At 33.7% G+C, this 25,799-nt stretch carries 20 protein-coding genes; all 20 read right to left on the minus strand.

Annotated elements, in window-relative coordinates:
- Window positions 1-63: 63 nt before the first annotated feature.
- Window positions 64-2,820: a sigma 54-interacting transcriptional regulator gene (locus tag BW731_RS05015; protein ID WP_079346288.1), complete on the minus strand. Its 2,757-nt coding sequence runs from the start codon at window positions 2,818-2,820 to the stop codon at window positions 64-66.
- Window positions 2,821-2,928: 108 nt separating this feature from the next.
- The gene (locus tag BW731_RS05020; RefSeq protein ID WP_079346290.1) at window positions 2,929-3,735 is read right to left on the minus strand and encodes a hypothetical protein; all 807 of its coding nucleotides are present in this window, start codon (window positions 3,733-3,735) and stop codon (window positions 2,929-2,931) included.
- A 16-nt stretch (window positions 3,736-3,751) separates the two neighbouring features.
- Complete coding sequence (locus BW731_RS05025) at window positions 3,752-4,765, minus strand: sugar kinase (RefSeq protein ID WP_079346292.1); 1,014 nt, start codon at window positions 4,763-4,765, stop codon at window positions 3,752-3,754.
- A gap of 1 nt (window position 4,766) precedes the next feature.
- Window positions 4,767-5,414, minus strand: a complete 648-nt coding sequence (locus tag BW731_RS05030; RefSeq protein ID WP_079346294.1) for a bifunctional 4-hydroxy-2-oxoglutarate aldolase/2-dehydro-3-deoxy-phosphogluconate aldolase — start codon at window positions 5,412-5,414, stop codon at window positions 4,767-4,769.
- Window positions 5,414-6,601 carry an MFS transporter gene (locus BW731_RS05035; protein WP_079346296.1) on the minus strand — a complete coding sequence of 396 codons (1,188 nt, stop codon included), beginning with the start codon at window positions 6,599-6,601 and terminating at the stop codon, window positions 5,414-5,416. The genes BW731_RS05030 and BW731_RS05035 overlap by 1 nt, the downstream gene beginning before the upstream one ends.
- A gap of 69 nt (window positions 6,602-6,670) precedes the next feature.
- Window positions 6,671-7,462, minus strand: a complete 792-nt coding sequence (locus BW731_RS05040) for a gluconate 5-dehydrogenase (RefSeq protein ID WP_079346298.1) — start codon at window positions 7,460-7,462, stop codon at window positions 6,671-6,673.
- 14 nt (window positions 7,463-7,476) lie between these two features.
- The gene (gene kduI, locus BW731_RS05045) at window positions 7,477-8,307 is read right to left on the minus strand and encodes a 5-dehydro-4-deoxy-D-glucuronate isomerase (protein WP_079348566.1); all 831 of its coding nucleotides are present in this window, start codon (window positions 8,305-8,307) and stop codon (window positions 7,477-7,479) included.
- A 161-nt stretch (window positions 8,308-8,468) separates the two neighbouring features.
- The gene (locus BW731_RS05050; RefSeq protein ID WP_079346300.1) at window positions 8,469-8,690 is read right to left on the minus strand and encodes a hypothetical protein; all 222 of its coding nucleotides are present in this window, start codon (window positions 8,688-8,690) and stop codon (window positions 8,469-8,471) included.
- An 11-nt stretch (window positions 8,691-8,701) separates the two neighbouring features.
- A complete protein-coding gene (locus tag BW731_RS05055) occupies window positions 8,702-9,046 on the minus strand; it encodes an LPXTG cell wall anchor domain-containing protein (RefSeq protein WP_079346301.1) in 345 nt (114 codons plus the stop codon).
- A gap of 12 nt (window positions 9,047-9,058) precedes the next feature.
- Window positions 9,059-10,150: a DUF916 and DUF3324 domain-containing protein gene (locus BW731_RS05060; RefSeq protein WP_079346303.1), complete on the minus strand. Its 1,092-nt coding sequence runs from the start codon at window positions 10,148-10,150 to the stop codon at window positions 9,059-9,061.
- 82 nt (window positions 10,151-10,232) lie between these two features.
- Window positions 10,233-14,786 carry a BspA family leucine-rich repeat surface protein gene (locus tag BW731_RS05065; RefSeq protein WP_079346305.1) on the minus strand — a complete coding sequence of 1,518 codons (4,554 nt, stop codon included), beginning with the start codon at window positions 14,784-14,786 and terminating at the stop codon, window positions 10,233-10,235.
- 145 nt (window positions 14,787-14,931) lie between these two features.
- Complete coding sequence (locus BW731_RS05070) at window positions 14,932-15,621, minus strand: WxL domain-containing protein (protein ID WP_079346307.1); 690 nt, start codon at window positions 15,619-15,621, stop codon at window positions 14,932-14,934.
- Window positions 15,622-15,949: 328 nt separating this feature from the next.
- Entirely contained in the window at window positions 15,950-16,720 is a 771-nt protein-coding gene (locus tag BW731_RS05075) for an IclR family transcriptional regulator (RefSeq protein ID WP_079346308.1), read from the minus strand.
- Window positions 16,721-16,816: 96 nt separating this feature from the next.
- Window positions 16,817-17,689, minus strand: coding sequence for a proline iminopeptidase (gene pepI / locus BW731_RS05080; protein WP_079346310.1), 873 nt, complete (start codon window positions 17,687-17,689; stop codon window positions 16,817-16,819).
- 93 nt (window positions 17,690-17,782) lie between these two features.
- On the minus strand, window positions 17,783-18,895 hold the full coding sequence (locus BW731_RS05085) for a VanZ family protein (RefSeq protein ID WP_079346312.1): 1,113 nt from the start codon (window positions 18,893-18,895) through the stop codon (window positions 17,783-17,785).
- Window positions 18,896-18,989: 94 nt separating this feature from the next.
- Window positions 18,990-19,316, minus strand: a complete 327-nt coding sequence (locus BW731_RS05090) for a PTS lactose/cellobiose transporter subunit IIA (RefSeq protein WP_198931929.1) — start codon at window positions 19,314-19,316, stop codon at window positions 18,990-18,992.
- 151 nt (window positions 19,317-19,467) lie between these two features.
- Window positions 19,468-21,165 (minus strand): APC family permease, encoded by a 1,698-nt coding sequence (locus tag BW731_RS05095; protein ID WP_079346314.1) that lies wholly within the window; start codon window positions 21,163-21,165, stop codon window positions 19,468-19,470.
- Between the two features lie 105 nt (window positions 21,166-21,270).
- Window positions 21,271-22,611, minus strand: a complete 1,341-nt coding sequence (locus BW731_RS05100) for a C1 family peptidase (protein WP_079346316.1) — start codon at window positions 22,609-22,611, stop codon at window positions 21,271-21,273.
- Between the two features lie 177 nt (window positions 22,612-22,788).
- A complete protein-coding gene (locus BW731_RS05105) occupies window positions 22,789-24,312 on the minus strand; it encodes an amino acid permease (RefSeq protein ID WP_079346318.1) in 1,524 nt (507 codons plus the stop codon).
- A gap of 22 nt (window positions 24,313-24,334) precedes the next feature.
- Window positions 24,335-25,735 (minus strand): C69 family dipeptidase, encoded by a 1,401-nt coding sequence (locus BW731_RS05110; protein ID WP_079346320.1) that lies wholly within the window; start codon window positions 25,733-25,735, stop codon window positions 24,335-24,337.
- Between the last annotated feature and the right edge of the window lie 64 nt (window positions 25,736-25,799).

A 25,799-nucleotide genomic window follows, 5' to 3' on the forward strand; every position in this document is an offset into this window, starting at 1 on the left:
TTATTGATAACGTTTTAAAAACGAGACATTGGATGTGTAACCAAAAAAATTGGATTTACTTTATTAAAAAGTAAATCCAATTAGATTTGCTTGAAACAATTGATGCAAGTATGATATTTCCCCTAAATCAACCGAGACATGATAGACTGACTCGAACTTTTCTAGTCCTTGTTTAATAACATTTATAAAATAGGAGTGATTTTTACTAAACTCTTCTTCATCCATTAAAGTGTTTTGAACATACTCTCTAGTAATCACACGCTCAATCATACAACTGATATGAATATATAACGCTGTCTTCAAATTATTCGGAATTTTTATATCAAAAGCTTGTTCCCAATAATCAATCATCTCTGAAATTAACTCAATGGTTTTTTCTGGATTTAAAATACTTAACATTGTAACCAAATTCTCTAATGACAAGGTCTTCATGACACCATTATTCAAATGTTGAATGTCTAATGGGTCTAAATAACGCTCAAATATCGTTGCCAAATGCTTGTATCCATCCTCAGATACCACATCATCAATCCCAATATATTTCACACCGTCAACTTGCGGATCGGCTGTGCCTAAAATGCCAATAATATCATAGCGATTAAACATCGTAGTATTGGTTTTCATTTTTTTCAGATGTGCATAATCGGATAAAACAAGTTGAATTGGCGTATTTTTAGGTAAATTTTCAGAAATGACTTCTTGTAATTTCTTGGCTGTCCCCATACCTGATTGGCACGAAATAATTAACGCTGGGACTTTTTTCTTATCCGGTTGGAACATCGAATAGGTTGAAAAATGCTGACGAGAAGATTCTTTTCCAATCATTTCAATATGTTCATTATTCACAATTCTAAAACCAACATCTAGTGCTAGTTGAGTTGAGACATTGTTGATAATCACAATTGATCCGTCCACACGATGCTCGAGCGCTTCTTTTAAGTCTTGTGTATGACCAATATCAATCAATATAATCGTGCCATTGGCTGTTTCATGCAAGGAAAGGTAACGTTGCAGCTTCACGATAATCTCATTAAAACTCACATCTAATGACATATCAATTCCTTGATACACCTTTTGACCAATCATAGCGTTCGTTGTTTCTGCTAGACTAGATGCCGTGCTTTTTCCATGGCAAATAATGACACCATTGATTTGTTCTTTGTGTTTCAATCGACGATAATAAGTAAAAATCATATTTAAAATCAAATAGTCCCACTCATTTAATTCAATATGGCCGATATTTGACATCTCTTTAAACAAATAAACAAATAAATCAACGGTATTCGTAACATACTCTAGCTTTTCTTTAAACAATTGATTGTACTGTTTTGCTCCATCGACTGCATACTCACTGTCTGATTCCCTAGCTAACAACAGCTCGATAAATAATAATAAAATGTCACGTGTTTCTGGCAATACTTCGATTTGATGCGTTTCATACATCACACGACAAACCTCATCAATCATGGAAACTAACTTGATTTTTAATGGCTTGTCTATCAACGCTCGGTTATTAATTGATTTAAACTGTTCCTCTATTTTTTCAAACGACACATTAATCCAGTAATGCGAGTTAAGTTCTTCTCTCAAATATTGCTTACCAATGCTATCAAGCTCTCTATATAACACATCAAAAAACGTCGCAATCGATCGATAACTTGGGTCAATGACCATCCCAGTTGGTGTGATTTTTATTTTATCTTTTGGCGTTAAATCAATTGCTCGAAACGCTTCTTTTTTCATATTATCAGGCAAATCACTAATCGAAACCGTTAATTCTTCCCCTAAACCCTGACGAACAAAGGCATTACCACAAATGTAACGGATTAAATTTTGTAATTCTCCTACGTTTCCAACAAATTTATAAGCTAATAAAAAATGAAATAGTGCATCTTCAATTAAAATATCTTTTTTCAGTAACAAAGCTTCTTGTCTAAAAAAATGATACAAGAATTCACGTTTTTCTCTAATACCACGACTTTCTAGTGATGGTACTTTCGCGACTATTGGGATACGTCTTGTGAATGTATCCAGCAAGTAATCATCCAATGTCTCAGTTGTCGCAAACATTAATCTCACATCTGCATGTGACCATGTTTCGTTTTCTCCTACTGGCTTGTATTTTCCCTCATCAATAAAATAAAATAATTTCTCTTGATTTTCTGGTGTTAAACGATGGACTTCATCTATAAACAACACACCTTTATCAGCTAATGCTAAAAGTCCCTTACTATCCTCATCGGCTCCTGTGAAACTTCCCTTTTTGTGTCCAAATAATTTAGAAGATAATAATTCTGGATTATCTGCATATTCTGCACAGTTAAACGTAATTAAAGGTGCTGTTTCATCTAATAAATCCATTTGTTTTGCATAATCATAAAAGCGCTTAACTAAATATGTTTTCCCAGAACCTGTTGGCCCAGTTAAAAGAAACGGCATTCCTTTTGGTGGATAACTTAAAGCAATTTTCCCTTGCTTAATCACATGATTCAAACTACTTTGACTGCCAATCAACTGATCAAATACATCGGTTTTATCTGACAATAATTCCTCAAAAGAGTCATAAACAGATTTGGATAATTCTTGATTTAAAAAATCTGAGACCAATTGTTTTGGCAAATAATAGACTGGTTTAGAATTAATTTTGATTAATTCACCTTCTTTAAACAAATTGTTTAAATGATGATTAACAATATTTGTTTTCTTTCCTGTCACCTCAGATATATGATGAGTTGTTGCAAAGTCACATGATTCTTCATTTAATGTATCAACTAATTCAAATCCTTGTTCTAAAAGCAGTAAATAATTTACTTTATTCATCCCTATCACCCTATACTCTGACTTTCTAGTAAAAAATCCACAAGATAATTATCTTGCGGATATGATCTTTGGTAAAAAAATTATAGTTCATCCCAATCTATTTGTAAATTACAAATCAAACTCTTGACTATATTCTTTTCCAAATACTTCAATTTGTGTTAACGCTGGAAACGGTGAGTCATCCTCATGTTTGATGAGATTTTTTAATGTCACACTCGTCACAACAGTTGATGGAATATCAAAAAACTGACGATCAAGAGCATTCGTTGTGTCAAGTACATATTCATCTCCTGTCGATAACTCTAAAGTCACACGTGTCCAGTAACTATCATGTGGATAATCTCCACGTAACACAAGCGCTACTTTATCAATTAATACTTCGCGTGCGAAATCAATCGTAATTTGTGCATCCGCTCGTTGATTAATTCCCCATGACTGATATGGATATGACCCATGATTTTCATTTGCGACAATTCCATCAATGGCATTTCTAGCAAAGAATGTTGAGTCATTACGTGTTTCCACATTTGCATAAGCATGAGGATAACCTTTCGAATCATCTTTTTGATCGTGCGAATTTTTAGCTAAATTTCTGTAGGCGTTGATTTCATCTATTGTCGGTAACCAGGCTTTAACAAAATGTCTAGTTCCTTTAAACACGTTTGGCGAATAAGCTAAACCTAACTTTTCATCTAAAATCACTTGATAGCGCCACGTGGTACCCTCTACATAAATCAAACTAGGCTCAATTGCTGCATCCATCTGTACCCACACTAGTTGATTTGGCTCACTTAAAGTTAACTCAAAATAATCTCCTAATTGATAGGGATAATTCTTAAAAACTAAGTAAGTCTCGCCTTTTCTAGAACGTTCTTGTTTTGTGGTTTCTTTATTTTTTAACGATAAGGTTAACATGTTCTCATCCTTTCAATTAACGATTTATTTTACTTGAATCACTATTGATAAACTGCTCAACTTCATCTTTTGAAATATATAACGAATCTCCTGAATAGGTATGTTTTAATACAGACATACCAGTAGCAAACTCTATACTGTGCTGTGGATCATCTTGTGTGAGTAACCTATGTAACATACCAGAAGAAAATGCATCTCCCCCACCAATTCGGTCAACAATATACGGTATATGGAAATTTCTTGATTGATACAGATGACCATCGAACCACAAATTACCTTGAAGGTAGTTTTCATCAGTTGATATCACGTCACGTGTTGTCGAATAAATCACTGAAATATTTGGATACATCTCTTGTATTTTTTGACTATAATAAGTCAATTCATCGACAAGTGACGCTGCGTCTTCAAGTGGTGTGATACCGAGTAAATTGATGGCATCTAGTTTACCCGCAGAAAAAATATCAACAAACGGTAAGACTTTTTTATAAACATTTGATGCTTTTTCTAACGACCATAATTTTGCACGATAATTACTGTCAAAAGAAACTGTTACACCGCGTTCTTTTGCTCGTTTCATCAAATTACATGTTATAGTCACTAAATCCTCACTTAATGCAGGTGTGATTCCAGACACATGGAACAAGTCTACTCCGTCAAACATCGTATCATCTGCCCACATCGTCTCTCTTAGTTCTGCTAAACTTGAGTGCTTTCTGTCATATACCACACTAGTTGCTCTAGGACCTGCTCCTACTTCAACAAAATAAGCACCTAATCTGTCTCCAAAATAATAAACATCTGAGGTAGCCACACCATATTTATGAAAATGTTGTAATGCTCCTTGACCTAATGGGTTTTTGGGAACTACCGACAAAAGTGACACATCATGAGATAACCCACTTAGACCAATACTCACATTGGCTTCACTGCCACCATAATGGAAAAAAAGTCGTGAGCTATCTTCTAAGTGTTGACCTTTTTCAGTTGAATAACGAATTAATATTTCACCTAATGTGACAACTTTTCCCATGCTAGTTCCCTCTTATTTCATTTAGTTTTTTCACGTAAGTCTGAGCATTCTCAGTCACCACGTCATAATTATCTCCAGTTAATCCTTTAGTTAGATTGCTACCAATTCCAACAGCAAGCACACCATTATCAAACCATTCTTGCATGTTATCTAAACTCACACCACCAGTTGGCATTAAATTCACATGAGGAAGTGGTCCTTTCACGTCTTTAATAAAGCGTGGTCCCACAATATCTCCAGGAAACACTTTAATAATATCAACTCCATAAGCTAATGCTGTATTAATTTCAGTAATAGACATACATCCAGGTAAATAAGGTATCTGATACAAATTACATATTTGAGCTACATCGGCATCAAATGATGGACTCACGATAAAATCGGCACCTGATAAAATAGCTAATCTAGCTGTCGTCACATCTAAAACGGTACCAGCACCAATTACAACCGAATCATTTTCTTTGTATTCTTGTGCTAAGTCTTCAATCACACCACTCGCATTTGGTGTCGTATACGCCACTTCAATAGCTTTAATATCACCTGCAACTGTTGCTTTTGAAATATTAACACCATCTTCTTTTGAGTTTCCACGAATCACGGCTACTAACCCACATTGTTGTAATTTTGATAATACTTGTACTTTTTTCATCAAATTTCCTCTTTTCTTTGATTAACAAATTGGTACCAAAAGACACCTAATAACATCATAAAAATGGCTAATATAATAGCTGCCATGCCCCAGAATATGGTAAATGTTTGAGCAAGATACCCTGTAACGATTGGCATGGTGATGCCACCTAATCCACCAATCACTAATATCCAACCTAATGACATTGGATGTTTTTTAATGGATGAGCCTGCTATTGTCATAGCTGTTGGATAAATCCCACCCATTGAAATACCTAAACCTAATACTGATACTAAAATCATGGGGACACTGTTACTTGCAAGTAATAGCCCATAAAAAATGGCACTGCCAATACTAATAAGAGTAATCAATGTTCCCCGTGACAGGCGACTACCTAAGAAAACACAACCTAATCGACCAATTAAAATTCCTACCCATAATAACGATGAAATCATTTGAGATTGTTGGATAGTTAATAAATCAGACTGAATAAAATATGTCACCAACCAGCCTGTGATAGCAGATTCTGCACACAGATAGAAAAAGATAATGATAATCGTATTCCAAAACAGTGAATCTTTAAAAAACGAATAATCTTTTTCTTTAGTTGTTTGATCTTTTGCTAAGATGTCTCCTTCAATTGGCATATTAAAAAACATCATTTGAGAGACTACAATCAATCCTATAATTCCTACTAATAACCAACGCCATCCATTTAACCCAAATAACTGACCAAATAGAATCACTAAAAATGGCGATAACAACGCCCCAATTGCAAATAAACTATGTAAAAAATTTAATGCTGAAGGGTTACTATCTGTAATATCATTGACCGTCTTATTGTTGAAATTTGAAATACTTCCTCGACTAATTCCGGTAAAGAAAAAAGCAAATAAAAGTACCAATGGTGTTCCTACACCAATTATTAATAAAAAACCAATAATTACAAAACTACTTAAAAACAAAATCGATTTTTTCCGGCCATAATACAGCGGTAATATTCCAGCCACAAAACCAGCAATCAGATTCCCAGCTTGATGACTCGATAACAACATCCCACTGACTGTTTCGTTTAATGAATAAGCGTCACTCAATAACGGTAAAATCGACCCAAATACCATTGAGTACAACCCATTAACAAAAAATATAAAGAAACAACACCATAAAATATACTTATCAACTGCATTTAACTGTTTATAAAACGTCATTTTTTCTACTCTCTACCATCTTTCTATTTAAAATAAAAAAGTAGCACGAGAATCGTGCTACTCGCGTGATTAAGGCTGTTTTCCTATATACGCTAAAATTCCACCGTCCACATATAAAATGTGTCCGTTAACAAAATCAGATGCTTCAGATGCTAAGAAGACTGCTGATCCTTGTAAATCTTCAACCGTTCCCCAACGTGCAGCTGGTGTTTTGGCAATAATAAAGTCATTAAATGGATGACCTTCTTCACGTAATGGAGCTGTTTGAGGTGTGGCAATATAACCAGGCCCAATTCCATTACATTGGATGTTATGTTCACCAAATTCTGAACAAATGTTTTTCGTTAACATTTTTAATCCGCCTTTAGCAGCCGCATAAGCACTGACTGTTTCACGTCCTAATTCACTCATCATTGAGCAGATATTAATAATTTTGCCATGACCTTTTTTAATCATGCCCGGTAACACAGCTTTCGACATAATAAATGGACCATTTAAGTCAATATCAATGACTTGTCTAAAGTCTTCTACTGACATGTCTAACATTGGAATACGTTTGATGATTCCAGCATTGTTTACTAAAATATCAATCGTTCCAACTTCTTCTTCTATTTGTTTAACTGCTGCTTTCACTGCTGTTTCATCTGTTACATCAAATACATACCCTTTTGCGTCAATTCCTGCTGCTTTATAGTTTTCAGCACCTTGAGCCACTGATTCTTCATTGATACTGTTATATACAATCGTTGTGCCTGCTTCATGTAAGGCTTGAGCGATACCAAAACCAATACCGTAAATCCCACCTGTTACTAAAGCAACTTTTCCATCTAGTCTAAATGAATCCATTGAAAATTTTGTCATTTTCTACACCCCTATTATTTTAAGTCATCCATAGCGACCATATCCATGTCACCATATGTGATGTTTTCGCCACACATTGCCCAGATAAATGTATAATCTGCTGTTCCTACACCTGTATGGATTGACCAACTTGGTGAAATGGTTGCTTGTTCGTTACCCATTACTAAATGTTTTGTTTCATCTGGTTTACCCATAAAATGGAAAACTTTTGTATCTGGATCCATATCAAAGTATAGATAAGTTTCCATACGACGTTCATGTGTATGACATGGCATAGTGTTCCATGCTGATCCTTCAGCTAAAATCGTGTACCCCATTTGTAATTGACAACTTTCACAAACGTTTGGATGAATATATTGATAGATTTTACGTTTGTTTAATGTTGTTGATTCACCAGTTTCCATCGGTGTGATATTATCAATACTAATTTTCACATTTGGGTAAATTTTATGCGCTGGTACTGATACACAATAGAATTTCGCTGGATTACTTGCATCATCTGATTTGAATTGTACTTGTTTTGTTTCTTTACCTATATAGTAACCATCTTGTTTCTTCATAGGTTCTTCTGTGCCATTGATAATGATTGAACCAGGTCCACCAATATTAATCACGCCTAATTCACGACGCTCTAGAAAATAATCAACACCTAATTCTGTTGATAGTTTAATTTCTAATGTTTCATCAGTTGGTGTTACACCACCAAAAATCATGCGATCATTATGTGTGTAAGTGAGTAATACTTCTCCTGGGACAAATAACTTTTCAACTAAAAACTCTTCTCTTAGTTGTTCTGTTGAAAAATGACGAATCATTTCTGGACTGCTTCCGTATCTTGTTTCCATCTTCATGCTAAATTACCCCTTTTCTTATTTGGAAATAATATTTCTTATTAAGAAATTTATAAATTAATTATAGCGACTAAACAAAAAAATTGCAACCATTTTCATTAAAATAAAAAAAGTACACAATCAAGAAAAATCTTGATTGTGTACTACAGTGATGCTTATAAGAAAAATAGTATTTGCGATTGAAAGTTAACCCATAATATTACTGCTAATCCAATTTCTAAAATAAAGAAAAATAAGAATAGACCATCCATCACTAAAGTACTTCGTTGCCAATAACGTCTTTCTTTCTTTAAATCTTTAGTTAGAAAATATAAACCTAATCCTAAGTTAACGACTCCAACTATCGCTAGTACGTATACCCAGATTCTCGCGTCCATATATGTCCCCCTTATGCCAAATAGACATCTTTCTCATTGTTTTTTCTTTTACTAATAACAAAAATAAACCAGATCATGATTAGTAAGAAAATACCATTAAACATTAACCAATAATTGATTAACTCTCCTGTTTGAGGTAAACGTCCAGCTGTATGAGACGTCTTTGGCGGTTCTCCAGATTGATCACCACCAGTCGGAGGAACCACAGTAGGTTTATCAGGTTTCAATTCTGTATCTTTGGTAAAGCCTATACTTACAGGCGTTTCTTCAGAATTATCTGCTAACACAGACACACTACAAGTAATGAATGATAGTACCAAGGTAAATACTGTCAATATAAGATATCTTTTCTTCATCTGCCTTTTCACCTACTCACTTGTTTTACGTTTTTTTTTCTTTTTAGTCACAGTTTTTGGTTTTGCTTTATTATGCCAACGTGATTCTGTTACTCTTGCTAGTAACAATATAACATTTAAAATAAATGTTATTATGATCAAAATAATCATTTTTTTAGAAATTGTAAACTTATTTACAGAATCTTTATTGACTTTGTCTGCTGATGCTGAGTCAATCGTAAAATCTTCATCCCATTTCCAGTTTCTCTCACCTGACTGCGCAGTAATATGCATGGTATATTTACCAGGTTTGATTGGATCCATCCCCCAAGGAATACCAAAATCAAAGTTTGAATTAGGTGCAAGTGATCGATCGGTCATTTTTAATTCTTTGATAACTGTTTTAGACCCTTTTTCAGTCATCTTTGCTTGAATTGTTAATCGAGGTAAGATTTTAGGTTCAGGATTTTGAAATTTAATATTGATTACCTTTGATCCGTTATCTAAGCCAGGTTTAATACTTTTTAATTTTAAATCTGCATCTTCATTATATGCAGTACGATCTTCTGATAATAGTAGCCCAACCTTATAACCATAACGATTAGAAATACCAGCTTTTTTCTTAGTGTCTTTATCGTCCGACTTCATAAATGTTATCGCACCCAACTTAATACCCGAAAAAGCTTCTTTTGGTGGGTGAATCTTAATTTTCACTATTTTTTCTTCGAAATTTTTAACAGTGATATGTTGTTCATCTTTAGGAATAGTTACCATTGTAGTTAAAGGAACTTTTAGTGATTCGTCCAGTACTGGTTTTTCCTGACCGTAATCAATGATTCCTGCAGAACTGGTCACTGCATTGGTTAACCCTAAATCAACAGTAACTGGATTTTCTGATAGACTTTTAACTTTCACACTTATTTCTTGCTCTTTGTCTGGTTCTACCACTAAATGATAATATGAGGCATCTTTATCTAATTGATTATCTGGTATAATCGGCTCAACTGTGAAGCCAATTTCGGATTGATTGTCTTGAGCATATACGTTTAATATGCCAAAATTTATTCCTAGTACCACTATCCCAATTATTACTATCAACTGGCTTTTCCATCGTTTTATCTCCATGTGCGTCCTCCTGAAACATCATTCTTTTCCTTTAAAATACGAAGACTCAATCACTCCTATAAACAGAAGTGATTGAGAATCATTAATCTTTCGGCGTCAAATCTAGTGACCAAGTAATGGTTCCTTCATACTGTTCATTTGGTTTACCTGTGTTTTCAGGAACAATCAATTTCATATCATTAATCCATGTATTGTAGGATGTCGGACTTTGATTATCGTCTGTAACACTATACAATATTTGACTTGAATTGTCTGTTGGTAACACCACTTTTTTATTCACATAATCAATTCCATTGATTGGCAAATTAGCATCGGTTGTAGACGTGATATCAAATTGATAACGTGCTCGACCTAAATTATCTAACTTGTCGCTTTCTAGCTGACTTGCTTGTACACTTAAACTCCAAGAACTTTTTTGCTCACGGTCATCTCTTATTTCAACGTTCTTTATATCAGATGTTGTTGGTTTTATTATTTGAGTAATGTCTTTAACCGCATTTTTACTACCAAAATCATACAAATCTGGCACTTTTACTAAATGAAGTGCACTTTGACGTCCCCAAATATATGTTCCAGCTTTTCCAGCTGTATTTTTTAAGAAGTCAGATGTTTGACCTAAATTCACATTTTTATTCTCAATATTTACCCAGTTACCATTGTAACCATCAGTTGTTGGAACATCATTTAGTTTAGTTGTGTTATTAGGATCAGAGAATGTTGTTGGTAAGGTGATTTCATGTAATGTATCGCCTAAAAACATGTTACTCTTACTTGAGACACTTGAAAAATCAAAATTAGATAAACTTAAAGACGAAATCTTTGTCATTCCACTAAACATTTTTGTCATATCCTTAACGTTTGACGTATCAAAATTAGATACATCTAATTTTGATACAGTTGACATACCATCAAACATAGCATACATGCTAGTTACTTTTGATGTATTAAATGAGGAGATATCTAATTCCTCAAGAGACTCATCTGTTTGAAACATATTTTTCATCAATTGAACATTTCGCGTATCAAAAGATTTAATGTTCAATTCTTTCAAATTTACCATTGATGAAAACATTTCACTCATATTAGTAACCTGAGATGTATCAAAAGATGATAAGTCTAAAGTAGTTAAAAGTTCAACATTTCTAAACATCCTATACATATTAGTGACATTTTTTGTGTCAAATTTGTCTCCAAAAGTTAACATTGTTAGATTATCATCTTGATAAAACATACTATTCATGTCCCTCACATTAGATGTATCAAATGATGAGACATTTAGACTCGTAAGGTTTGACATACCTTGAAACATGTAACTCATATTTGTTGTATTTAAAGTTTTAAAAGATGAAACATCCAACGACTTTAGATTAGAGACTCCAGCGAACATATAGCTCATATCTGTTGCATTTGTTGTATCAATATTATTTATCCCAGAGAAATTAGTTAACTGTGTTAATTTGTTGCTATTTTTATCAGAAAATAAATAACTTGAATCAGCTAATGTTTTAACAGATTTTGTAAATTCGATTGTTTTCACAGCTGAGGCACTAATTGCTTTGCCATCTGTTCTATTCCAAGGAGACTTAGTATAATCTGCCAATGTTCCACCATCTACAAACGTTAATGTTCCCGTACTTTCATCAAACTCATATGGCACATCTCCCCAAGTAAGATATTTCCCCCATGTATAAGTACCTGCATCGGTTATTCCGTTATAATTTTGTAAAAACTTATCAGTTTGACCAACTAATTTACCATTACTATTTTGCCATTGACCATTATAACCATCTTTTTTTGGTACTGGATTTAACTTAGTATTGTTTGAAGTATCAGAAAACGTACTTGGTAACGTAATTTCTTTCAGGGTATCGTTTGAAAACATTGAATTCTTTTTACCTTCAGCTATTTTAGAAAAATCAAATCCACTAAGATCTAATTTTGTTAAAGCACTCATGTTAGCAAACATTGAGACTGCGTAAGTGACATTACTAAATTTAGGTAACTGAATTTCTTCTAAAGCATTACAATTAGAAAACATAAAAGCTGTATTTGTCACTTTAGATGTATCAAAAGAAGCGATCGTTAATTTATTTAACTTCGCCATGTCAATAAACATAGCATACATCTTTGTCACAGATGATGTGTTAAATCCTGATAAATCTAAATTGGTTATACCAGACATTCCTGAAAACATATAGCTCATATCTGTCGCATTTGTTGTATCAATATTATTTATCCCAGAAAAATTAGTTAACTGAGATAATTTGTTGCTATTTTTATCAGAAAATAAATAACTTGAATTAGCTGGTGTTTTAACAGGTTTTGTAAACTCTATTGTTTTCACAGCTGAGGCACTAATTGCTTTGCCATCTGTTCTATTCCAAGGGGACACAGTATAATCTCCCAACGTGCCACCATCTATAAAAGTTAGTTTTCCTGTACTCTCATCAAACGTATAAGGCACTTCACCCCACTTTAAGACATCTTCTGCTTTTTCTCCCCATACATACGTACCAGCTTTTCCTGCCTCATTAACTAAGAAATCTTTAGTTTGTCCTAACTTTTTCGATTTATTATTAATATTAACCCAATTACCATTATACGTATCATCTGTAGGCACATTATTTAATTTTGTTGTGTTTTCAGTATCAGAAAAGGTACTTGGTAACGTAATCTCTTTCAGAGTATCGTCTAAAAACATAGAGCCTTTGTTTGTTACTTTTGTGAAATCAAAGTTCCCTAAATTTAGTTTATTAATTCCTGTCATAGAAGCAAAAGTAAAACTCGTGTTTGTTACTTTTGACGTATTCATATTTGAAACATCTAGAGATTTTAACGATTTCATGCCATAGAACATACTACTTATGTCAGTAACATTTTTGGTGTCAAAATTGTTAATGCTTAAAGTAGGTAAAGCACTTAACCCTGAAAACATTCCTTCCATAGTTTGAACATTAGACGTGTTAAAATTTGTAATGTCTAAACTTGTTAAATTAGACATACCTTCAAACATTCGATTCATTTTTTCAACTTTAGTTGTTTTAAATGTAGCTGTATTTAAATTTAATGTTTTTAAACTTCTTGTATTACTAAACATTTGCATCATAGTCGTTACATTACTTGTATCAAAATTAGAATAATTAAGATTTAGTTCCGTTAAACTTCGATTATGGTAAAACATACCATGCATAGTAGTAACTTTTCGCGTATCCATATTAGATAAATCTAACGTTTTCACATTGTATAAGCCAGAAAAAAATGAATCCATGCTAGTAACATTAGAGGTGTTTAAATAATTTAAATGTTCTATAGATTCTAAATTTTCTAAATAACTTTTATCACTAGATGACCTTGAAAATAAGTCTTTAGAGTTAACTGGAGCATTTACTGATTTAGTAAACACTATTTTTTTAATATCTAACGCACTTACATATCCTTTATCAGTTGTACTACGATTCCACGGAGATTCCTTAGCTTCACTGAATGTACCTGTATCGACAAAAGTTAAAACACCAGTATTTTTATCAAATTGGTAAGGAACTGTCCCCCATTTTACCACTTCAGGTACTGGATCCGGTTTATAAGTCGTATAAGTACCAGGATGTCCACTAGATACATAATCAAGAAAAGTGGGCTTGACTTTAATTGATGATCCAACATCCTTACCAGATTCGTCGTACCAATGGGAATTTTGTAAAAATCCTGGGTCAACTGTATCTGTAACATGAACATCAAATGTTGAACCTATAGTAATCTTATTAAAGTTAGCATTTTTAAACATAGAATCTTTATCCGGCCTGTTGGCTCTTAAAACAAAACTTGAAATATTTAGTTCTCTTATTTCGCTTTTTGAATTTACAAATAAGGCTTCAAACATCCATTGCATATCTGTTACCTTTGATACATTCCATGATGATAAATCAAGGGAACTTAGACTAGTCATATATGAAAACATACCATACATATTAGTTACAGAACTAACGTCTACTTTTTCAATCCCTTCAATTGATTCACAATAATACAAATAATTATTAGAATCTGCGTCTCCTGAAAATAGATATTGTGAGTTTGTAGGCGCCTTAACTGTTTGTGTAAAAACTATCTTCTTTATGGCTTCTGAATTAACTTTCCCCCCCGTTTTCCATGGAGATTGTTTATAACTACCTAGAGTTCCTCCACTAGTAAACGTTAATATACCATCAGACGAATTGAAATTCCATGTCACACTACCCCATGTTCCACTTTGCGTAGCACGTGCCGCACGTGGTTGAATAGCACTTCGAGCACTAACTTTCTGGATATTTTTATTTGAGGCAGCACTCTCTGTCATTTCTTTTTCTGTTGGCTGTGTTGACTCCTCTGACAGAGTCGTACTAGTTGTATCAGTTGTTTCTTCAGTTGATGATATATCATCTGTGTTTTTTTGTGTGTCATACGTTTCTTGTATATTTTTTAACGTCTGCTTAATAGCATCACTCTGTGCGATACTTTCACTTGCATAAGTCTGAGATGTTTGAGAAATATTTTTCAAAATTTCTTCAGATTCTGTTGTTGGCGTTACGGCATGAACCATCAATGGACTCACCAAAGCAGACAATAAATTCGCCGTTAATAATATCGACCATTTTTTCTTCATCCTATCCACTCCTAAGCATTTCAAATTTATATAAACAGCTCAAGGATTACGTCCATTCTATTTACATACAAAAGCAAACAAACTAAGTTGTTTGCTTTTGTATGTAAACTGAGCAATAAACTATTGCTCAGTTCTCATAGATAGATTAACCTTGAGTTACGTTATCTAATGTCCATGTTACTGTACCAGTATATAAAGCATTAGGTGTTCCAACGTTTGCAGGAACATATAATGATACATCAGTAATTTGAGCACCAACTTCTTTGCTTCCTAAAGTTGAAGCGTCAGTTGTATTTAAAACTTGTTGAGTTTGTCCAGCGCCTAATTTAGATACTGAAGATACACCAAATGCGTCATTTGAGAATGCTTTTCCATTCGCAGTTGTATCAGCAAATGACATGCCATTAGATGTAAACGAGATATTTGCTCCTGTTAATTTGTCAGTTGATTTATCTTGGTCCATGTTGACAATGTCAGAAGCTGTTGCGTTTACTTCCCATTTTCCTTTTTGTTCAGCTCTCAAATCATTTACTGCTAAATATTGAGGAGCTTGCGAATTAGCATTGTGTGTTTTGATAATTTGTGGTTGATCGATAACACGGTTTGATTGGCCAAAGTCAAATGCTGTAGGAATTCTTGATAAACCAATTGTTCCTGGTTCAACTGGATCTACTGTTGAGTCATTTTCAAAACCAATACGTACATCTGTCTCACCTTTTTTACCATCCATACTAATACTACTTGCTGAAACACTTAATCCTGTACCTAAAGCAATTAAACATACAGCTGAACTTGCAATAATTTTTTTCATATCCTTCTTTTCTCCTTCTGGCATACATTTTTCTCCCTTTCGTATAGGAAGATTAACTTAATTATAGTCAATTGACTATAATCTATCAATATATAAATCTCGATAAATGTTTAAAACGTTCCTTTTACGAACGGTTTTGTATACATTTTCTTAATATTAGTTTTTAAATTCACAAAAAAATGTCCATAGAATTCAACATTCTACGAACATTTTATCTGATATGTAATTTTTTTAAAAAAGTATATGTTTTATTCGTTTTTTATACAACACTAGCAAAGAGTTTGCATCTATTATTTAGAAATAAACTCTATTTTAGACATATAAAAACCATAATTAAGCAATTTGTTTACATTTAATTCAAACTTTTTTCAATAGTCTTTTTCGCCTCTAACATTTTATCAATCACAGATTTTTTCAATTCTTCATTCACTCTAAATTTTGGCATACTAACACTAAACGCTCCTTCAATCCGTCCTTGTTTAGTCATTATAGGCATAGCAATACAATAACAATCTTCTTCCATTTCCTCATCATCATAGGCAATATTTGTTTCCTTTATTTTCTGTAATTCTTTCGTCATTAAGAATTGATTGGTAATAGTATTTTCTGTATAAGCCTTTAATGGAACCTTTTCAAAATAATTGGCCAATTCTTCATCATTATAAGCCGATAAGAACACTTTCCCCATTCCCGTCGAATAAAGAGGCTTACTTGCTCCTACCTTAGATGACATATAAATCGACTTTTCCTTAGGTTCTAGTTTATCTATGTAGATTAATTCATTATTATTAGACATTCCTAAATGAATCGTTTCATCTACTTCCAGCTGAAGTTTTTCCAAGCTTGGTTCAGCTATGTTTTTTAACATTGAATTACTCGAATAAACTTGACTATACTTGACTAAACTAGGCCCTAAATAATATGTTTTACTTTTTTCATTTCGTGTGACATATCCAATAAGTATTAATGTATCCAATATTTTTAACGCCGTAGATGTTGTCAGGCCTGATAATTCTGCAACCTCTTTTAATGTAATATCTCCTGCTGTTTCTGCTAGGCAATCTAATATTTTAGCTGCTTTAATCAATACTGTGCCATATGGTTTCAACTGATTGTCTTTCACTCTTTCACCTCATCATTTCCTAATAAGAAAAAGGATATTCTTATTAGGAAATTCTACCATAGATTAATAAAAATAGGTAGCATCCTCTTAACCTACTTAGTTTTCAAACCAACTAGTTAATATGTTAATGTATTTATCTCGTTCTTCTACAAACGGCATATGTCGACTGTGTTTAAATAACTCCCAGGTTGCGTTTGGAATTTCATCATACATTGTCTTGGCAATCACAGGGGTACACAAGTCATCCGCCCCACTAATAATTAAGGCAGGCACCTTAATTTGATGCAACTGAGCGGTATAATCAAATGTTTTTAATGCTCCCATAGGAAAGAATTCATTTGGTCCCCACGCATACAGATATGCTTGCTCTCCTCTAGTTTTTTGACGTCTAAGAGGTTCCGGAGATGTTTTAGTTGGCATATCACCTGCATGTCGTTGCATAAATATGTCATTGGCTTTTAAATACTCTGGTTTTGAGAAATCATTGTTTTCTTCAGCATATGCTATAGCGTCTTGCGCTTTTTCATCCATTAATTTGATTAAACGATGTTGCTCTTGTTTCCATAATGCCGCAGACGATAAGGTACTCGATAAAATAATACTTTCTACACCACTAGGTTGTTTGTCACACATATATTTAATAAGCAACATCCCTCCCCATGATTGCCCAAGGATATGAACTCTTTCTAGACCTAAATATTCTCTTAGTGCAATCAACTCATCTAGCCATGTTTTAGCTGTCCACAACTCTGGTTTATCAGGAATAGATGACAAACCACAACCCAATTGGTCGTACATGACTATTTGTCGCCCGTCTTCTGCCAGTTCGTCCAATAATTCAAAATAATTATGTGTCGACCCTGGTCCCCCATGTAACAACAATAAAGGGGTTTTTTCAGATGCTTCTCCGACAATTCGATAATATGTTTGATACTCTAAAAACGGCATGTATCCTTCTGTGACCTTCATTTTCTCTCCTACTTTCTCACGATTATTTATAAAATATCATATCATCTACACACAATAAAACCTACCTCTTCATTTTAAAAGGTAGGTTCCTGATTATTTTCTTATGAAAGATATTCTAGATAAGTGATTAAAAAATACCACGTCTTTTTTCTTAATCCAGTCTCTTATAATAATAAATAAAAAACTGGCCCACACAAAAAATGTGATCAGTGAATACAATAGTTGGAATAGAATCATATAAACATTATCAGAATAAAAATCATAAATACTTTGACCCAAACGACTGACAAGTGACGGAGTAAAAATAAGAATAAAGCGATAGATAAGTGACGCGACTGGTTTCTTTTCTGGTAAGTGTAATGTGAGTTTGATTATTTTCCCACCTACAGTTGTCCCTTTCATCATGAAGGGCAGAACCACCATGAAAAGAAAACTCGTCACTAATTTTGCTGAATACATGTAACTTCCTCGAAAAATAAACGTTGATAACAGCGATCCTATAATTTGAGAAACAGCCAATGTTAGTAGGACTTCAACTAGTTGAGAACCATATGATGCAATATGATCGGATGTGTAACTGTCATCTTGTTTATGTAGTTGGTCTCGACTCGGAATAAAGAATAATAATATTGGTGCAACAAAAAAGCCAATCATTCCTCCTAAAGTATTCATCATCAAATCATCCACATCAAATAAACGATATGGGTACTCATAGTATCCAAATAAAGCCGTTAACTGTGATACTTCAAAAAATAATGTCGTACTAAATATAATCGGTAATGCGACGTACCATTTTTTCGCTTTCTTAAAAAAGAAACGTAAATACACCCCTAAAGGCAATAGTAACATGATATTAAAAATAACTTGTAAAAACGTAAAAGACTTCACTAACTTGATATATGTCCTAGGATTGCCTGCTTCAAATCCAGGTATGGTTGTAAAATCCTTTAAAAAATTAAAAGGTTTTAACTGAGTATACACATGATGCTTAAATTCTATATCGTGTCGATTTTTAGGTAGTGGCAAGCTCACTAGAAAAAAAGCAGTCAAACAATAATAGATAAAACTAAAAAATACTAGGTTACGCCAAAAGTTAAAATAACCATATTTTCGGTATTGATAAATCGTCCAAGGCATCGTCCCAAGAAATGATATCACCGCAAACCAAATAAATGCCGTTGATAATGGCACAGCGTATGATGGCATAAAACTCCTTCTTTCTAACTTAATTTTTCTTTTATCTTCTATACTATCATTAATAATGTAAAAAAACCGAAGAAAATTATTTCTTCGGTATAAATTAATGATTATTTTTATCAATTACTTTATATAAATCTACCATTTCTTTAGCTAAGTCAGTAAAGGCTATACTCGTCATCAAATGGTCTTGACTATGCACGGTCAGAAGTGTTATTTCTGTTGGCACTCCTTGAGCTTCTTTGGTTAGCATCTCTGTTTGAGATTGATGTGCCTTTATCAAAGATTCTTTCGCCTCATTTAGACTTACTTCTGCTGCTGCAAAATCGTTTGTCTTTGCTGCCTGAATTGCTTCCATCGCATGGCTTTTAGCATCTCCACTATGCATAATGAGTCCCATAATCATTTGCATGTTCTTCTCATCCATCACACATCACCCATCCTTATGTCTATAGTCATCCATCGTTTAAAAAAGGTATAAATAACGCTGACCTAATTTTAGTCCACTTTCTTAAGGTTTGTCAATAAAATAAAAGATTAATAAATGGTTTTTCTTAACCTTTTGAGCAGTCATTAGATTGTTATTTTTTAGTTGTATCAGGACTTTCTTTGGGTGTAGCTGTGGTTTGAGTAACCACTTTACTTCCTAGTTTTTTATTAAATTCATCCATGGTTTCATTTGGATCAAACGTTTGTTTAATCGGCATACCCATTGGATCTTGATAATGAGATAACAATTCACTTGGAATATTAGACAATGCTTTTTTAGGTTTATCAAATCCTTCAATTTCCCATGTAAATGGTGCAAATTGATTGTCTTTATCTACCCAGTCATGACGTTTAGAGGCTTGGTAAATACCAAACGCAAGTAGTAATACGATCGCAAGTAACACTAAAATAGTCACAACATACACTGTACCAGAGCCAACTTCTTTTTTAACTTGAGCTGGTGGGTAAAGTGATAACGCAATACCAAAGACACATGCTGCTAAACCAATAATAGACACTAACCAAGCTCCTACTTTTCCACCAGGAACAGTAAATGTTCTTGGACGGTTTGGTTGAGTGTAACGCAAACGCAAGAATGAGACAAACATCAACACATAATATAACATGTAAAGAATGGTGACAGTTTGAGTAATCATAACAAAGAATCCTTCAACGTTTGGCAAAAGTTTAACGACAAATGCAATAGCCGTTACACAGATAGCTTGTAAATAAAGCATTTTTGATGGCATACCATGTTTGTTGTTACTTTGTAATTGTTTTGGTAAAAAGCCACTGCGTCCAGCTTGACCTAACATAAATGATGGACCTGCTAAGTTGGTAATCCACATAGCAAGTGTCGCAAAGAATCCAACATAGACAAAGATCATATACATCCAAGGAGCACCAATCGTCGCACCTAATTCATGATATAAAGAATATAATGCATAGATAATATTAATATTTTTTTCTGGAATCACAATCGCAATAATCAGTGTTCCAACAACAAACACTAAAAAGGCAATTAACCCTGCTACAAGCATGGCAATTGGAAATTGTTTTTTAGGATTTTTTAGTTGTTTAATATGAGCGGCATTTAAATCAATCCCTGCATATGAGAAAAATACCCCTGCTGCAAGTGCTAAGGTACTCATACCATGCCATTTAGGAACAAGTCCACTTGGTTCTAGTTTAATAGCTGGTGTATGGCCTTGCACTAGCCAAACAATCACTAGAATCATAATCGTTGCTAAGGGAATAATCGTCCCAATTGTTACACCGTATTTAGAAATGCTAGAAAACGTCTTAGCTCCACGAGTAGCTAACCAGGTTACTAGCCAAAATACAGCTAAAAACAAACACATAATAATTAATTCATGAGACGGATTTTTGGCAAATTTTACAGCCCAATCATAATTAGGCGTAAAAAATCCAATCGTTGCTGCAAAGTTAGGCATACCTGCTCCGAGGTTAAACGTCGTTTGGAACCATAGAATCAGCAAACACGTAAACGCCCAGCCTTTCCCCATACCTTCACCAACCCAACGGAAAATCCCGCCACGCTCAGACCAACCGCCCGCAAGTTCGGCTGCTACAAGAGCTGTTGGAACAAAGAATACAAGTGCACCAATTGCAAATAACGTCACCGACGACAATCCATAAAACGCTTGTTGGGCATCATTTCCTAGCCCAGCAACAATAGCAACATTCATCATAATCAACGCATACGTTGAAATATATCCTTGACCTTGTTTATTGGTACTTTTGGTCGTACTATCTGGTTTACTACTCATATGGATCTCCTACCTTTCTTTTACTAAATGACAGATACCGTTTTATAATAAATGTTTCTCCCAGATAAATATTATCTAGGAGAAACATTCTTATAACGATAAAATTTAAATCATTGGTGTAATTGGGTTCATTGGATTCCAGAATGGCAATACTGTCGCGTCTTTTTCTAAATTAGCGCGTTGCGTATCAGTTAAAAATTCTTTTCTAACCACTACTTCAAATAGATAGTCTGTCATCCATTTATCATCCATGACACAGAAACCTTTATCTCCAATAGTGTCTCCCCAACTATTTTCTACTTTCCATTTAGTTGGTTTGTCATCGACAATATTTACCCCCGCAATGACCATCGCGTGAGTTGGTAAGCTTTCACGATAGTTGAATCTCTCACCTTTTGTCATGTTAAAATCTAAGTCAAATAATTCTTTAAATTTATATAGACTGTCTGACATAATGCCTTTTTGACGGTCAAAATGTTTTAATACGTCACATGCAAACCAAACTGGTTCACCTGATTTTAATTGTTTAATGGTTAATTTTTTCAATTCATCCATTTCAACATTTAAATAACGATTCGGTTTACCATCTACCATGTTGCCAGATAATTCTACTTCAAATGTTTGATCAAACGGCATAGATTCTGTTGGGACATTGATAATAATCGCATAATCATTTAAATCAATATCAACGTATTTTTGATACATTTCTACTGGTGTTAAATTTTGATAAGAGGTATATTTTTTATCTTTGTCTCTAAATGTAAAATTGATTGTTTCAGGTGGTGTCCCTAAAGCGATAGAAAGAATGCGGTACACTTCTACTAATTGTTCATCAATAAATGCTTTTATTTCATCATTTGTTTTATTTGAATTCATCATGCGACGTAATACAATCGCATCCGCACGTAGTTTACGATTTAATAAAGTATTTAATTCTGTTGAATCCATACTACAGCTTGACTCGTCCATTTCATATTTTGGTACAACGCCATATTTTTCAACTAACGATATAATTAAATTCCAATCGCCACCATCTTGTTGTGGTGAGTTTAATAAGAATTGCACATCTCTGCTTGATAATTCTTCGCCTGATGTGTCTAAAATATTTTGATAAAAATAGTTTGCTTTTTCTAATTTGTCATAGAAAAAGAGATAATTTTGTGATAATTCAAAGTTTTCAATGTTGTATTGTTTTTCTATTTGGAATCGGATAACATTCAAACATGAAAACATCCAACAGCGTCCACTATGACGTTGATTCGTTACTTGGTGAGTGTCTACATCAATTGAAAAGTTAAAATTATTATCATCAATTGATCGGATATTTTCTGCTGCTTTAAATAATCCGTTAGTTGTCGCAGCTGTTTGGGCAACTTGATTTCCTCGATTTGAGTTGAAATCTTTCTTCATTTCGTTGATTCGTTCACTAGTAAGTGGTCTAGACATATAAAACACTCCATTCCTAAATTTATAGTTTTGTTGGTACACTTATATATAACTCCTTTTGTATGTATATCTCGCGTTATTTTTGTGAATCTCTCACAACTTTTTTATGGTGAGTTAAATAAATTGTTGTATAAAATAAGAACTGTTTACCTAAAAAGATAAACAGTTCTTTCATCATTATTTATTTGTTGTTTGTGTGCTATCTTTGGCCATTTCTTTTTGTACGTCAGTTAACCAGCTAGCTTTTTTCTTGTTATAGATGATTAATGGGATACTAAATAGAATACCGACAAAGATTAAAACAAAGATTAAATTTTCAATCGTATTACTCATAAAGGTTAAAGTTAAAGCAAACACGATAGTTACCATCAGTAAGCCTGCAAAGAAGAATCCAAGACCATTTCCTTTTTTACCTACACGGAAAGGGTGTTCTGTATCAGGTGATTTTCTTCTCATCGCAATAAATCCTAAAGCCATTAATGTATAAGCTAGACAATAGATCATTGTGCCACTATTTGTGATAATAACGAATACTTTGTTAATTCCAGGGATAACAACATATGCTCCTGATAAAATAGTAATCGCAATAGCTTGCACAAATAGTAAGGTATTTGATGAGTTGAATTTATTTGTTTTCCAGAATTTGAATTTTTCTGGGAAGTCCCCTTCTCTTGCACTTGCAGTAATTGTTTTTTGTGCACTAATGAACCATGTAGACATGTTAGTCAACACACTCACAATAGAAAGTAAGCAGAAGATTTGGACAACAAAATATGGTAATCCTAAACGATCAGCAAACAATTGTAATGGTTGAGCACCATTGTTTAATTGGATTTTACCTGCTGGGATAACATTTGCTACTAAAAATGAGTTTACCAATGAGAACAATGCTAATAAGATAAGGGATGTAATAACACCTTTAGCATATTGTTGAGATGGTTTTTTCAGACGAGTAATAAACACAGAAGACATCTCTATTCCTAAGAAAATAAAGATAATCCCACTAAAGTACATTCCAGAACCACTTGTGAACGATTTAGGAACTAATTTTGACCATGAAAAGGTTCCTAATATACTATCTGGGTTTAAACCAATTTTTACAAAGGTAAACACACCAAGTATAAATAGCATCACAACAGGAATATACAAACCTAACCAAATACCGAATTTACCATTTACTTTTGCCATGTCAAATTTTAAATTCAACAGTGTCATACACCAAACTAATCCTAAAATAACCGCCAATGTAAACATTGAATTCTCGATTAAACTTTCTTTCTTCAGTAATAACGCAACCATTGGTGCAAACCCAGTTCCTACTACAACCATAGAAGGAAACATCGCTGCCCAAATGAGCCAAGATGTTACAAATCCCCACTTAGGTCCTAGGGTATTTTTAACCCATAACTCTGGACCACCTTGACCAGGAAATGTTGTCCCAAACTCTCCAGATATTAAAGCAATTGGTAAAGCAAACCCAATCACAGCAATACCCATGAATAAAAACATGTTCCAGCCTGTTGCAGTTAAAGTTGAGTAATAAGGCCCTGCTACTAGAGAAAATGTTAACCCAATAAATGTTGCTAATGTTATTTTTGATAAAGCACCTTTTTTACTTGCAGTGTTAGTAGCTTGAGTTTCACTTGCTACTGGTTTAACACTTGCTGATACAGGTGTTTTAATACCACTTTTGTTGTCCATGATAAATTCTCCTCACTTATCTTTATACGTCTTTGGTTATATCAAAGGTGAGTTTTGATAGTCCTAACCCTTTCTTAACCAATTCGCCGATATGAGTCATAGTTAAATGATTCATCTCTTCTACATTTTGTTTGTTTTGTTTTGTTAAAAAGTCAGTAACATCTCCTGACTGCATCGCTTTATACGCGCGATCTGTTTCTAATACCATGTGGTTTGCTAACTGTCTAGCAGCACTTAGGTAATCAAAGTTAACTGTTTTTAGTACGTCATAATCTCGTTCTACTAACACAGCGAGTGTCCGATGCATCCAGTAAGCTTGGTTGATATCATAAGTCATACTTGTATTGTTGTAGGATGGTGCAGTGTCGTTACTATTTGCGTAGAAAGGCACATACGGATTGAAGGCTGTTGGTCCACTGTTAATCCAAGTAATAGCTGCAATCTCTTCTGGCACATCATTTCTAATTTCTAAAATGTGTGATTGAGAGGTACGATTCATTGAAATCGGTCTAAATAACTTTCTAGACGCATCATCTGTTGAATTAAATGGATCATAAATAGTTTCATCATAGTGAGAACTTAATACAGCACCCACATCTTCATAGCTCAATTTACGATTTGGTTTAAAGACAAATGGCATGTCACTACTTCTTGGGTCTTCTACTTTATGACCCAAATAATTTTGGCCGTACCATACACGTGGTGTGTTGTATTCTCTATCTTCTTTTGAGCTTGTACCAAAAATATGGCGGAAGTTAAATCCTTCATAGTCGGGATTTAAATGATAGGTGTCAACAAATTCTCTTAATCCTTCTGAATACATAAAGTTTTCTGGGTCATTGAAATCAACTTCTTCAATAATCGATTGGTTAGCAATCACTGCACAGCAATCATCTGGCACGCGTTGAGCGATCCAATGATGACCACATGGAATTTCCATATACCAAATCTCATCTTTGTCACTAAAGATGACACCATTTCCTTCATGAGAACCATACTCTTCAATAAGTTTTCCTAGATAAGTCACACCTTCTCTAGCAGAAGAAATATAAGGTAATACCACACTAACTAATGAGTCTTCACCAAGACCATCTGTTAAAGGATCAATGGCTAAAACTTGTGTGTTACTAAAGATACTTTCAGTCGCACTCATTGCTACATTTTTTGAGTTGATACCAGATTCACCAAAGATGCCATATTTTTTATATTGAATGTAAGGTACCATTTGATATCTGAGTGATTTCTTTGGATAGTTTTCCTTAAAATGAGTTAAATAAGATTTATACACACCTTCAGTCACATCATTTTCAGGAACCACAATAAATTTTACTGGTTCAATGACAATCTCAGCGTCACAATTTCTTGCGATTAATGTTGCGCCATTCTTGGTTGCTTTCTTTCCTACTACGACAGTTGTACACATATTATTCCCTCTTCCTTCATTTCCGTATTTTTAAAGTTAGAAAGGATAATCCTAAAAGATTATC

Source organism: Vagococcus martis (assembly GCF_002026305.1).
Taxonomy (GTDB): domain Bacteria; phylum Bacillota; class Bacilli; order Lactobacillales; family Vagococcaceae; genus Vagococcus; species Vagococcus martis.